Origin of the sequence: Psychrosphaera sp. F3M07 (genome assembly GCF_018860345.1) — a bacterium.
GTDB lineage: Bacteria > Pseudomonadota > Gammaproteobacteria > Enterobacterales > Alteromonadaceae > Psychrosphaera > Psychrosphaera aquimarina.
Window position 1 is genome coordinate 20893 of the sequence record NZ_JAHKPJ010000004.1, and the last position, 12591, is coordinate 33483.

13 protein-coding genes are annotated in these 12591 nt (G+C 36.7%); 10 read left to right on the forward strand and 3 right to left on the reverse strand.

The genetic code is table 11. The features are described from left to right. The first annotated feature begins 68 nt into the window (after positions 1-68). From KO505_RS01595 to KO505_RS01615, 5 genes are all read left to right on the forward strand, one after another. Positions 69-1697, forward strand: coding sequence for an iron ABC transporter permease (locus KO505_RS01595; RefSeq protein WP_216053889.1), 1629 nt, complete (start codon positions 69-71; stop codon positions 1695-1697). Positions 1698-1727: 30 nt separating this feature from the next. Then, positions 1728-2759 carry an ABC transporter ATP-binding protein gene (locus tag KO505_RS01600; protein ID WP_216053693.1) on the forward strand — a complete coding sequence of 344 codons (1032 nt, stop codon included), beginning with the start codon at positions 1728-1730 and terminating at the stop codon, positions 2757-2759. A 202-nt stretch (positions 2760-2961) separates the two neighbouring features. After that, positions 2962-3300: a P-II family nitrogen regulator gene (glnK, locus tag KO505_RS01605; protein ID WP_216053694.1), complete on the forward strand. Its 339-nt coding sequence runs from the start codon at positions 2962-2964 to the stop codon at positions 3298-3300. 10 nt (positions 3301-3310) lie between these two features. Further along, complete coding sequence (locus KO505_RS01610; protein ID WP_216053695.1) at positions 3311-4579, forward strand: ammonium transporter; 1269 nt, start codon at positions 3311-3313, stop codon at positions 4577-4579. Between the two features lie 116 nt (positions 4580-4695). Beyond that, complete coding sequence (locus tag KO505_RS01615) at positions 4696-5532, forward strand: Rossmann-like fold-containing protein (RefSeq protein ID WP_216053696.1); 837 nt, start codon at positions 4696-4698, stop codon at positions 5530-5532. A 739-nt stretch (positions 5533-6271) separates the two neighbouring features. On the opposite strand, the gene KO505_RS01620 is transcribed toward KO505_RS01615, so the two are convergent. Beyond that, positions 6272-7375, reverse strand: coding sequence for a WYL domain-containing protein (locus KO505_RS01620; RefSeq protein ID WP_216053697.1), 1104 nt, complete (start codon positions 7373-7375; stop codon positions 6272-6274). An 85-nt stretch (positions 7376-7460) separates the two neighbouring features. Between KO505_RS01620 and KO505_RS01625 the strand changes: the two genes are divergently transcribed. After that, a complete protein-coding gene (locus KO505_RS01625) occupies positions 7461-7757 on the forward strand; it encodes a hypothetical protein (RefSeq protein WP_216053698.1) in 297 nt (98 codons plus the stop codon). After that, positions 7757-8212, forward strand: a complete 456-nt coding sequence (locus tag KO505_RS01630; RefSeq protein WP_216053699.1) for a hypothetical protein — start codon at positions 7757-7759, stop codon at positions 8210-8212. Before KO505_RS01625 ends, KO505_RS01630 begins: the two co-directional genes overlap by 1 nt. A gap of 3 nt (positions 8213-8215) precedes the next feature. Here KO505_RS01630 and KO505_RS01635 read toward each other — a convergent pair whose 3' ends face one another. Both KO505_RS01635 and KO505_RS01640 read right to left on the reverse strand, forming a co-directional pair. Then, entirely contained in the window at positions 8216-8599 is a 384-nt protein-coding gene (locus KO505_RS01635) for a hypothetical protein (protein WP_216053700.1), read from the reverse strand. Positions 8600-8645: 46 nt separating this feature from the next. Further along, on the reverse strand, positions 8646-9002 hold the full coding sequence (locus KO505_RS01640) for a hypothetical protein (protein ID WP_216053701.1): 357 nt from the start codon (positions 9000-9002) through the stop codon (positions 8646-8648). A gap of 101 nt (positions 9003-9103) precedes the next feature. On the opposite strand from KO505_RS01640, the gene KO505_RS01645 reads away from it, so the two are divergent. The 3 genes from KO505_RS01645 (at position 9104) to KO505_RS01655 (ending at position 12570) form a co-directional block, all read left to right on the forward strand. After that, complete coding sequence (locus KO505_RS01645) at positions 9104-9322, forward strand: hypothetical protein (protein WP_216053702.1); 219 nt, start codon at positions 9104-9106, stop codon at positions 9320-9322. A gap of 136 nt (positions 9323-9458) precedes the next feature. Continuing rightward, entirely contained in the window at positions 9459-11432 is a 1974-nt protein-coding gene (locus tag KO505_RS01650; protein ID WP_216053703.1) for a DUF2779 domain-containing protein, read from the forward strand. A gap of 91 nt (positions 11433-11523) precedes the next feature. Continuing rightward, on the forward strand, positions 11524-12570 hold the full coding sequence (locus KO505_RS01655; protein WP_216053704.1) for a hypothetical protein: 1047 nt from the start codon (positions 11524-11526) through the stop codon (positions 12568-12570). Positions 12571-12591: the final 21 nt, after the last annotated feature.

The window sequence follows — 12591 nt, forward strand, 5'->3', positions numbered from 1 at the left end:
TTATAAAAAAAACAACGGCTGTTGGTGACTCTTCCTTAAACACCGATCATCTGGTAAAAAAATGGGCTATGCGTTGGCCTAGTTTTAAACACATCAAAATATCAAGCTTGTTGCTTGCCTTATGCATGGCATTGCCATTATTAACCCTGCTTTTTGAAGCGTTAAGTACCCATGGTGATAGCTTTACTCATATTAAAGAAACTGTCTTAACCGACTATGTTATTAACACAGTATTGTTAATGGCTTCTGTTGGCTTTTTGGTATTACTCATTGGCATTCCATTAGCATGGTTAATTGCCAATTGTGAGTTTTGGGGGAAACGTTTTTTTAATTGGGCGCTGGTTTTACCGTTAGCAATGCCAGCTTATTTGGTGGCGTATACCTACACCGATTTGTTGGACTATGCAGGCCCGATTCAAATAACCTTACGTGATTGGTTTGGTTGGACAAGTATTAATGATTATTGGTTTTTTGATATCAGAAGCTTATCCGGTGCCGCCATTATGTTGTCCTTGGTTTTGTATCCATATGTTTATCTGATGGTCAGAGCCAGCTTTCTTGAACAAAATGCCACCTTAACTCATGCGGCAAGGGTGTTAGGTAAATCGCCTTTTAAGTGCTTTATGCAAGTCTCTTTGCCGTTGGCCAGAACCGCAATTATTGCAAGTTGTGCGTTGGCGATGATGGAAAGCATGGCTGACTTCGCCACCGTAAATTATTTTGCTGTCAGCACATTAACCACTGCGGTTTATGATACTTGGTTAGGTCATTATGACTTAGCCAGTGCCGCTAAACTGTCGGCAATCATGGTGATGGGTATTTTTGTTTTGTTGTTTTTAGAACAACTGCAAAAGGGCAGACAAAAAAATAGTAATGATGCCAAGGTCAGCCAACAAACCCTTAGTTATAAACTCAGCACCAAACAAACGGTTCTGGCGGTGAGTTTTTGTAGCTTGATTTTGTTTCTTGCCTTTATTGTTCCTGTGGTCATCTTATTACAATATGCGATTCATTATTTTGAGCAGTCTTGGACTACAGAGGTCTTTGATTTTGCACTAAACAGTGCGGGCATTGCGTTGATAACTGCGTTATTAGCCTTAGTATTATCATTAATATTAAATTACACATATCGAGTTAAACCTACCAAAGCCCAATCGTTTTCGTTAAAAGTTGCAAGTTCTGGTTATGCGATACCAGGCACAGTAATGGCAATTGGCGTTTTAATTCCATTAACATTTTTGGACACTCAGATTAACGATATGGCTGTATGGATGGGACTGTCTGCGCCGGGATTGTTATTAAGCGGTACTGTTATCGCGATTATATTTGCGCACTTGGTTCGATTTATTGCGATTGCCAATAAAACATTAGAATCCAGTTATGAAAAAATTAGTCCGTCATTGGACATGGTATCTAAAACCATGGGCACCAATGGCGTTAACTTATTAAGAAAAGTCCATATACCGCTGATTCGAAAAAGCGCCTTAGTGGCCGCGCTATTAATATTTGTTGAAAGTATGAAAGAATTACCTGCGGCATTATTGTTAAGACCATTTGATTTTCAAACTCTCCCCACTTATGTATATCAGTTCGCCAGTGATGAACAACTAGAACTAGCAGCACTTGGCGCTATTTTGATAGTATTGGTGGGCCTTATCCCTTTATTAGTATTAAATCGTTCTATTGATGCTAAATAGAATTTTTGTTTGCCTTATGGAAGTATTACTGTGCCAGTGTTAAGCCTGTCTAAATTAAATGTGAGTTATCAAACCAATCAGATCATTAAAGACCTTGAGTTACAGGTAAACGCAGGTGAGATAGTTGCGTTGTTTGGTCCATCGGGAGGCGGTAAGAGTACCGTATTAAAAGCGATTGCTGGATTATTAGAAAACGTATCTGGTGACGTATTAATTGGCGGGAAACAAGTACTAGGTGATAGTGTAAATATACCTTCCGAAGAAAGAAAGATTGGCCTTATCTTTCAAGATTATGCTTTATTTCCTCATTTGACTGTGGCTAAAAATGTGGCTTTTGGTTTAGATAAATTATCAAAAGCTGAACAGCAGCAAAAAGTAAAATCGTTATTGTCCCTTATAAAAATGTCTGAATACGCAGACCGATATCCACATGAACTGTCTGGTGGTCAACAACAACGTATTGCTATTGTAAGAGCATTGGCCTGTGAACCGGATTTATTGTTGTTTGATGAAGCCTTTTCAAACATAGATCCACAATTTCGCTTTGAGTTAATCGGTGATATACGCGCCTTGTTAAAACAGCATAATATTGCTGCTTTGTTTGTGACGCATAACCAAGATGAAGCCTTTGCATTTTGTGACCGTATTGCGGTGTTACATCATGGTAAAATTGAACAAATAGATGTGGCAGAACGTTTGTTTAATACTCCAAGTACACGGTTTGTTGCGGAGTTTTTAGGGCAAGGTCTGTGGCTATCTTGTAAGGTTATTTCTGCTAACAGTCTCAGCTCTGAACTGGGTGAAATACCATATGCAGGACAACAAGACTTAACAACTCTAATTGATAAAACGGTGGATGTGTACATTAGACCGCATCAATTAAAATTAACGTTAGCGGATAATTCTGCCCTTGTTGTTGAACAAGAGCGTTTTGCTGGCGAATTTTATGAGTCGCAAGTTAATTGGTCAGATCAAAACATCACCGTAAAAAGTACCACGGCATTTATAAATAAATCGGTAAAGATAGAGGTGAATACCTCTGTTTGGTCGGTATTTTCATAATTTAACTCCCCTTAATTTCCCTTGATGCGTGCACATTAATTGTGCACCACAAATGCACATGTAAACAAACCAATCTGGTGCAATTGATTTTATAACACGCCCCTAAAATCAGAAACAATCATATATAACAGTAACTTACATTACTGGCATTGATCTTCCTTTAGTAAGCTCGATAAGAAAAACAATATACTAAGGAATAACAATGAAATTGGTAACAGCCATAATCAAGCCATTTAAACTTGATGATGTACGTGAAGCCATCAGTGAAGTAGGTGTTGAAGGCCTAACAGTAACTGAAGTTAAAGGTTTTGGTCGTCAGAAAGGTCACACAGAACTATATCGTGGTGCGGAATATCAAGTTGATTTCCTACCAAAAGTAAAACTAGAAATAGCAACATCAGATGAGAACGCGGAACGTTTAGTTGAAGTGATCGCTGAAGCAGCTAATACAGGTAAAATCGGTGACGGTAAAATATTTGTATTAGATCTAGCGCAAGCGGTACGTATCCGTACTGGTGAAACTGACGGCGAAGCGATATAGGGGAATTACAATGGAACAAAATATATTTCATCTTCAATATGCAATGGACACTTTCTACTTCTTAGTTTGTGGTGCATTGGTTATGTGGATGGCGGCTGGTTTCGCCATGTTAGAAGCGGGTTTAGTTCGCTCTAAAAACACAACAGAAATTCTGACTAAAAACGTAGCCTTGTTTGCAATCTCATGTGTTATGTATTTAGTGGTTGGTTATTCAATCATGTATGACGGCAGCCTTTTCTTATCAGGAATTGAAGCTGTTGACGAAGCTGCAGTATTAGCAGATTTCGCTGCACGTGAAGACGGATTTGTTGGTGGCTCTATCTACTCAGGTGCTTCTGACTTCTTCTTCCAAGTTGTATTTGTAGCAACAGCAATGTCAATCGTATCTGGTGCGGTTGCTGAGCGTATGAAACTTTGGGCATTCTTAGCATTTGCAGTAGTGATGACTGGTTTCATCTACCCAATGGAAGGTGCTTGGACTTGGGGCGGTGCTTCTGTATTCGGTCTATATACATTAGGCGACTTAGGTTTCTCTGACTTTGCTGGTTCTGGTATCGTTCACATGGCAGGTGCTTCAGCAGCATTGGCTGGTGTTTTATTACTAGGTGCTCGTAAAGGTAAATATACTAAAGACGGTAAAGTAAACGCAATTCCTGGTGCAAACATGCCAATGGCAACATTAGGTACGTTCATCTTATGGATGGGTTGGTTTGGCTTTAACGGTGGCTCTGTATTAAAACTTGGTGATATCGCCAACGCTAACTCAGTTGCAATGGTATTTTTAAATACTAACGCAGCAGCAGCTGGTGGTTCAATTGCCGCTTTAGCACTAAGTGCATTATTATTCAAAAAAGCAGACTTAACGATGGCGCTTAACGGTGCACTAGCTGGTCTAGTTGCTATTACAGCAGAACCTTCAACACCAACTGCTCTAGAAGCAACTTTATTTGGTGCTCTAGGTGGTATATTAGTAGTTGGTTCTATCTTAGCGTTAGATAAATTAAAAATTGATGATCCTGTGGGCGCTATCTCAGTTCACGGTGTAGTTGGTTTATTAGGTTTATTATTAGTACCATTAACAAACGACGGAGCTTCGTTCTCTGGTCAGTTAATTGGTGCAGCAACAATATTCGTTTGGGTATTTGTAACAAGCTTCATTGTTTGGTCAATTCTTAAAGCGGTTATTGGTATTCGAGTTACTGAAGAGCAAGAATACGAAGGTGTTGACCGTTCTGAGTGTGGTGTAGAAGCTTACCCAGAGTTCGTTAGCAACAACTAATATTAAGTAATTAATATTTGAATGAAAACCGCCTTAAAGGCGGTTTTTTTGTGTCTGTAGATTAGGGTACTAAACAGGCATAATAGAGTTTATATAATAGCTCTGAGTTTAAAAACATGATTATAAAACCGCAATGGTCGATATTAACGGTGGGAGATGGTGACTTATCTTTCTCCCGATCGTTATTCAGTCATAACAAGCCTAAAAAATTAACCGCTACGGTGTTGGACTCAGAAGTCGAGTTAACCGATAAGTACGGTAATGATAATTTAGTTTTTTTACAGAATAATAACTGTGAAGTGATCACTGAATTTGACGTCACCCGTTCTGAGTCCATTGACCAATTGTCACCGTGTTATGACGTAGTGATATTCCAGTTTCCCCTTGTCCCTAATTTCTCAAGCCAGCAACAATTTATACAACAAACCCAGTTTGATGATATTAAGTTGAGTGTAAATACATTAAACCGTCGTTTGTTAAGGTTGTTTTTAAAACATAGTTTTAACTCTTTATTATCAGAATCGGGGGCTCAGTTAGCTTATATCAGCTCCAAAGACGTTAAACCTTATATAGAGTGGGATATTGAGTATTCATTAACCCAAAGCTTTAAAACGCAGATTAGCGATATCCATTTTGTTGGCAGCACGCCATTTGATATTAAACAATTCCCAGGTTACAAAATTAGAAATGTAGACCGTGATAAACATGTAAAAGATACCGAATCTTTAACCTACGTTTGGACGACAATGGATAATAGGCAAGCAGCGTTAGAACGAATTCCGTCATTAACGCCGCCACCGGAATTGTTTGGTGAAAATGGTTGCGATATTTGTCATGCTGGGCCTTTTATAACTGAGACTGAAAGACATAATCATTTAGTCGGTAAAAAACACAAACGTATGACGGAATATGATGAACAATGGCGGAATTATTTAACATCGAGACGTTGTTAATATGTTAAGTGTTTTGTTGCGAGATGGTAAAATTTTTTTAGTTTGACCAGCTAGCAAGTGCAAGTGGCTAATTTACAGGCATAAAAAAAGTAGCCAAAGCTACTTTTTTTATATTCTCTTTGGCATCCTACCAAACAAATCCAATTTGTATGTTCATCCTTCTTGGTCCTTGCTGTCCAATCCTTAGACGATCCACTCCTTCTACTCCCAATCCTTTATAAAGCTTCCTGCCTTCGTTATAGTCCTTTTTGCTTCCTAGCCTTCCTCTCCCTAAATTTGGTTCGACGTAATACTCGTCATCCATTTCGCATCTTGCGATCCATGTCCTTGTTGTCCTAGTTTCCTTGTCAAAAAAGCTCCTGCTTTCCTAATTAAATCCCTTTTCGCATCCAGCGATTCCAATCCATGTTTGCTAAATCATTTAGCAGTCTCGTCGTTAAGATGAAACTATAGTACGTAATTAAAAAATTGGAAAAAGGCTAAAAAGACATAAACCTAAGAAGTTTTAAGTTGTAATATTGGATGTTTTTATAAAAACTTGTTTAAAAACAGTTCGTTAGTCTATTTATTAATTTGAGGTAAGTAGAAAAGGCAGTGTTTGCCCTATTGAATGTGAGATATATCTCACAAGTAATCGAGATATGCTCTATCAAATCTCTGCATATGGTATTTGCCATCCCAAATCAGAATCTCAGCCAAGCGAAATTAGAGCTGTCTTTGCTCATTTGAAATAATATTCCTATAGCTTTCTAGCCATAACATATGGGCTAATAGAAATTACTTTTTCAGCATTTTTATTATCTTGATATGCCAGATTTAAACTAGAAGTTCTTCTTTGCATTTCTTTTTTAAGAAATTCAGGTTCGATCACTATCATTGAATCGGAAAACCCGCTTAAATAGTTTGCGACAAAAAATGGATCTGGTTCTTTGCGGTTAAAATGGTGTGGAAAACTTAATTCTAGTTCCATCAGCCAGCAGTCATCAGTTGCAAGTTTCTTAAATTTTGCTGTATTGGCTAGAGATGTAGATTCAAAGTGGTTTTTTACCCACGTGTGACATATGGCAGAGAATTTCTCTCTTGATTCATACTCGGCTTTTTTGACCTCAAGAAATGGTTCATTTGATTTTTTTACTTCGCATAATTTTCTTATCTCAAAGTACCTAGTCGTGTTGGTGTTATGCTCATATGCCAGTACTTTTAATTGCTGATTTAAAAGTACGATCCTCTGTGGCGATAGAATCAACTTAGTAGAGTCATAATTGTCGTGAATTGAACGGTACTTTGCAGAAAAGCTTGCTTCGCTGAATGTACAATCAAATACAAATTGCCAAGTTTGTAGTTCGTTTTTGGACGCGAAATCGTGATCCAACTGGCTATGCATGTCATAACCCATAGGGTTAAAGTCTATTTTACTTAAATATTTTGTTAGCTCTAAGTCTTCAAGTACTTCTTCCGCTTTATCAAATTCTGTCTTAAGACTTTTGTATATATGAGGGGGGATCAGTTCTGGTAGATATTCTTTAATAAACGCAAATGCAAACGCTCTTTCTTCTGACATTTCAAACTGTTCAACAGCATCATCTTTATCTTTTTGTGATGCCCAGTAGTAAAAATATGCATTTCCCTTTTTTACTCTGGTAAGTCCCTCACCTTCATCGTCTAGCATCGAAGTTATAATTCGATAAGCATTTTTCTTAAACGAATCAAAGGAATCTTGGCTGTCCTTCCTAAAGCTTAAAAGTCTATTTTCAATTAAGTCTTTTAATTTAATTGCATTATATTCACCGACATCAATGCTTCGTACAATTGCATTCTTAAATTCTGAATTCGGGGTTCTCATATACCACTCTCTGCATAAGTTAGGACACTTTATGTCCTAACTTAATTGTAAATTACAGTTGCTGTCAATCAAAGGAGTAACTTTCATGTTATCTGAACAATTGTTAAACGTAATGAGAATGTTTGCTGAACCATCCATATATAAAGATTTTTCTACTAGCTCAGAGATTTCAAATGTTATTAATCAACTGTCACTCAACCGACTGACCTCAAATAGAGAAAAGTATGTTATTTCTTGTCTAAATATAGCTGTTTTAGATGCGCTTAAGTCGAGTTTAAGTAAGGTCAATGACCAAGAGGTTACACATGAACTTGCTTTACTTTTTAACGAATTGGAACAATTCCAGCTCATATTATTATCGACAGAAGCGGGGCGACACTAATGACTAATAATTTACCAACGGTTGAGCAAATGCTTGAAAATAGACCTACGTTAAGTTCTTTGGTTGCCAAAATGCCAACACAAAATAATCAGCGTTTTGATAAAATAGACATGCTTACTTACGCAGGCTTAACCGCAGGTGCATTGTTGGTTGGTGTTATGTACGGAAACCAACTTATGCAATTGGATATTTTGGCTCTTTTAATTTTTGTCTCGATGCTAACGTTGCATATAATCTGGTATAAGGCTGAAGAAAAAAGGGATTTTGAACTACAAAAGCAATGGATAAATAGGCAAATAATATCATCAGAACTAAAAACACGATATCGGGAAGATATCGACTTTCAAAAAGAAAGTATCATATGGCTGATTATAAGGTTTTGTTTATATTTGTTATTCTTTGCTTTAATTATTGCTTTCATCAAATTGATATTTGATGAAAAGCCAAAGCGTTAAAGTCTAAAGTATTTCCCAACGATGAGTTGAAAAATTCCGGCAGGCTTTGCCTGCCCCAACACCCATATTTTGACCTGACGGACTTATAACCTGAAAAGTAAACTCTCTGCAAGTTTGATATAAAACAGCTTGGCTTAGATCTTCCAAGTAATCTAGTGCTTTCACATTGAATACATAGCAAGTTTCAATGTTCGTCCATTTATATTCTTGGTATGGGTCTCCTGAGCGGAAAACTCTAATGAGTTGTTCAAAATCCCAATATCCAAAAGCCTCATATTGATCAACTTTACCATCTTGATTGTCGTCAATAGCACCATTGTTAGGACCTCTGTCGTATTGTTTAACTTTGTAATATAAAGTCAGAGGTAACCCGCAAGTTCTATTCACAGTTGAGCAACCGAAAAGGCTTATGGCTAGCAGTAGCATTATATACTTAAGCATTTGGCGCTTCCTCATACATAAATACTTTCAGTCCGTTGACATTGCAAAAGGTGTAAAACTGATTGATCAAGCATTGATAAATTTGAGAAAAGCTACCAACGGCCTCTAATGATTCGATTAGGTTATTCTGAAAGCTTGAAATGTCATGTATCTCAGCATTCACCTTTAAAAAGAGATACGTGGAGTTGTTACTAACAGGCTGAGTTTGAATATCAGTAATAGCAAGTCTGTGACTTAGGTTACTAGAAAACAAAACTCCAGTTTGCGAAAGCAACTGATAGGCTGATACTCTTTTATCTGGGTTTATACTTATTAGAAAGTAATCATCTAATATTTGATTTCGGTTCATTGCCTTGCCTATTCATTATTAATTTAGATAAGCCTACAGCTTTGATGAGACAAATAATGTCCTAATAAACTGTTAGTTTATTCATTTTTAGGGGGGGGAGTATGACGAACTTAGAATTTTGCTTAATATGGGCGGGGGACCGTGTAATTCATAGCCGTGTCGAATATGAATTCCACCTCAATCAAATCGAACTCTCACTGTTAAATGTGCAACATGACGATAATTACAGTTTTATGCATTGGTCTGCTGCATGCGAAGCTTACGAAATTAAAAATAACTTACCTTCTAATATTAAGGTTGTTTATCTTAGATTCGCATAATAAGTGCAAACTAGTATTTATGTTTAGCCTAATTGCCATAGCTTAGTAGATAAATTAAATTCGAATTCAATCAGGACTTAATCTGTTTTAATGCAGGTGTAGGGTTATGGAAAGCGTTAAATTAAGGAAGTGAATTATGAACCCGCCTAGATATTTATCGAAGTCACGATTTAAGTTGGCAACAGAATGCCCAACAAAACTATTTTATACGGGGAAAAAAGAGTATCCCGATAATAAATTAAACGATCCATTTTTGTCTTCGTTAGCTGATGGGGGCTTTCAAGTGGGAGAATTGGCAAAATGTTATTTCCCTGGTGGACACGAGATTACATCACTTGATTATGAAACATCCATTCAGCAAACCAATGAGTTATTGAAACAAGAAAAGGTTGTTATTTTTGAACCTGCTATTCGATTTGGTAATTTATTTGTTCGTGTTGATATATTGGTTAAACAAGGCAATGAATATCAACTAATTGAAGTTAAGGCCAAGTCTTATTCTGCAAAAAAAGACAAAGACTTCTTAAATAAATCAGGAAAGCTAGATTCTAAGTGGAAGCCTTATATCTTTGATGTAGCGTTCCAAAAATATGTATTAAAACAGGCAATACCTAGTGCGATTGTCAGCAGTTATTTAATGATTGTAGATAAAGATATGCCTTGCCCGGTTAATGGATTGAACCAAAAATTCAAGCTAACTCGTGATGAAAAAAATAGGCGAGGGGTGGCCGTTTCTAATTCTTTAACTGAATCAGATTTATCGGTTAAAATTCTTAAAAAAGTAAATACCGATAAAGCCGTTCAAATAGCATATGAAACAGAACTACGAACAGGAATGCCTGCTGAAGGGTTTGTTGCCAATATCGAGATATTAGCTGAGAGATATGCCAACGATGATAAGGTGCTGCCTGTTATCGGCTCGAAATGTAAAAGTTGCGAATTTAAGAGTTCTACCGAAGAAGAAAAAAATGGTTACAAGAGCGGTTTTAAAGAATGTTGGAAAGAGCAACTTCATTGGAGAGAATCCGATTTTAATGAGCCTACAGTATTAGAAATTTCCAACTTTAGAGGATCAGACAGGTGCATTGAAAGTGGTAAAGTTAAGCTTAAAGAATTAACGCCTGAAGACATCAACTATGAAGACTCGCCTACACCAGCTTTAACTCTAAAAGAAAGACAGTGGTTGCAAATAGAAAAAGTACAAGATAATGATTCAAGCGTTTATTTCGATGAAGACAGCATGAGAAATGTAATGGCAACATGGACCTACCCGCTGCACTTTATAGACTTTGAAACTTGTGCGGTGGCTATTCCATTTTATAAAGGAATGTCTCCATACGAAGGAATTGCGTTCCAGTTTTCACATCATATTTTATATGCTGATGGTCAAGTTGAACATGCTGGACAGTTTTTAAGTTCAAAAGTTGGTGAGTTCCCGAACTTCAATTTCGTACGAGAATTGAAAGCTCAATTAGAAAAAGACAGTGGCACTATCTTTAGATACTCCAACCATGAGAATGCTTATCTAAACATGGTGTATCAACAATTGAAGTCATCACTTGAGCTAGATAAAGACGAGCTTTGTGATTTCATCAAGACAATAACCAAGTCTTCCAATAACAGCAAAGACAATTGGCTGGGCGATAGAAGCATGGTTGACCAGTGGGAGCTTGTTAAGAAATATTATTATGATCCTGCCACTGGTGGCTCAAATTCTATAAAGGCTGTACTACCTGCTATTTTAAATAGCTCTCAATTCCTTCAAGAAAAGTACGCAAAAACGATTTATGGGACTGAGGAGTTACCGAGCTTTAACTTTGAAAACAAAGTTTGGATTGAATTTGATGACGTTGGAAAAGTAAAAGACCCGTATAAATCATTACCCAAAATGTTTGCGGAAGCTTCCGAGCATGACATTGAGCTACTATCTGAGTCTGATGAATTAAATAACGGAGGTCTAGCATTAACGGCATATGCACGACTTCAGTTCACCGAAATGTCAGATTATGAAAGAAAAGAGCTTGAACACGGACTCTTGATGTATTGTGAGCTAGATACATTAGCAATGGTAATGATTCAAGAAGCTTGGCAAGCAATGATTAATGGATAATTAAATCTAATAGGACATTATATGTCCTGTTATTGGGGCAATATTCAGGCAAATAGATTAATTAGCCAACATAAGTTGGCAGGAATAAATAATGAAAGAAATTAAATCATTGAATAAAGAAGTACTTAACCTGTTAATAAACTATTTTGAAACTGAAGTTCCTTTACTGGAAAGAAGATACAGTTGGAAGATCCCTAAGATTGATGGCTTTGTACACTCTATGGAGAAAGGTTTTTCAGCAAATGTGAAGCTAAAGTATTTTTTAAATTCATTATGGAAACAAGAAAATAAATCAGATTTTGAAGTTGCTAAAATTATTATCAAAGACTGGGGCGGGGTAAAAGGCAATAAGGACGAAACCATAAAAAAATATATCAACAGAGTTAGAAGTGGTAATTTTGAAATGCCATTTAAGGGGCTAGCAAGTTATACCAAGCTTTATTCAATTGTTGAACCAAAGCGTTTCGCGATATTTGATGCGCGTGTAGTTGTTACTCTAAATGCTCTACAGTGCAATGCAAATATTAGTTCTGGTATCGTTTTTAATTATTTGGAAGGTAGAAATAACGTTACTGGAAATAAAGAAACAAAAAAAGGTTTTTCGCAGCAAAAAGAACATTCGGTAGCAAGTTTAGTCAAAAGAGGCTGGGAGAGAATAGCAAAAGAGGATACATATCAGGTTTATTTGGATTACTTATTTGCGTGTATTAAGCATAATCCCGACTGGAAGTTATACGAACTTGAGATGGTTTTATTTGCCAACGCAGAAGAAGTAGCGAAAAAAGCAATAGAAAACATACAGGGGAACGAGAAAACTATATGCAATCTTGAACAAGCTAAAGCTAAAGAAAAAGTTAGCGCTAAGAAGCGCACTCACCATCAGGCTCTGTTTGAACATGTGACTAAACAAAATCTGTTATCAGAGAAATTTAGTTACTCAAAAGTATTATCTATTGCACAATTAATTTTAGATGGAATCTCAAAATCAGGACAACATTACGCAGCACTGAAATTCATACAAAATTACTGTATAGCTCTTGATGAGAGTATCTCAAATCAGCTAAAGGCAGTTTCTGATCCTAGGCAAATATCAGCTCTAGAAGCATTAAAAAATAATTGTGAATTTAAGTTGGCGTAGGCATAAATTACTCAAGATTAC

Coding starts and splice junctions, on each gene's coding strand:
- KO505_RS01655 (WP_216053704.1), top strand. CDS start 11,524: ATGAAAGAAATTAAATCATTGAATAAAGAAGTACTTAACCTGTTAATA.
- KO505_RS01610 (WP_216053695.1), top strand. CDS start 3,311: ATGGAACAAAATATATTTCATCTTCAATATGCAATGGACACTTTCTAC.
- KO505_RS01650 (WP_216053703.1), top strand. CDS start 9,459: ATGAACCCGCCTAGATATTTATCGAAGTCACGATTTAAGTTGGCAACA.
- KO505_RS01595 (WP_216053889.1), top strand. CDS start 69: ATGCGTTGGCCTAGTTTTAAACACATCAAAATATCAAGCTTGTTGCTT.
- KO505_RS01630 (WP_216053699.1), top strand. CDS start 7,757: ATGACTAATAATTTACCAACGGTTGAGCAAATGCTTGAAAATAGACCT.
- KO505_RS01615 (WP_216053696.1), top strand. CDS start 4,696: ATGATTATAAAACCGCAATGGTCGATATTAACGGTGGGAGATGGTGAC.
- KO505_RS01640 (WP_216053701.1), bottom strand. CDS start 9,002: ATGAACCGAAATCAAATATTAGATGATTACTTTCTAATAAGTATAAAC.
- KO505_RS01645 (WP_216053702.1), top strand. CDS start 9,104: ATGACGAACTTAGAATTTTGCTTAATATGGGCGGGGGACCGTGTAATT.
- KO505_RS01625 (WP_216053698.1), top strand. CDS start 7,461: ATGTTATCTGAACAATTGTTAAACGTAATGAGAATGTTTGCTGAACCA.
- glnK (WP_216053694.1), top strand. CDS start 2,962: ATGAAATTGGTAACAGCCATAATCAAGCCATTTAAACTTGATGATGTA.
- KO505_RS01620 (WP_216053697.1), bottom strand. CDS start 7,375: ATGAGAACCCCGAATTCAGAATTTAAGAATGCAATTGTACGAAGCATT.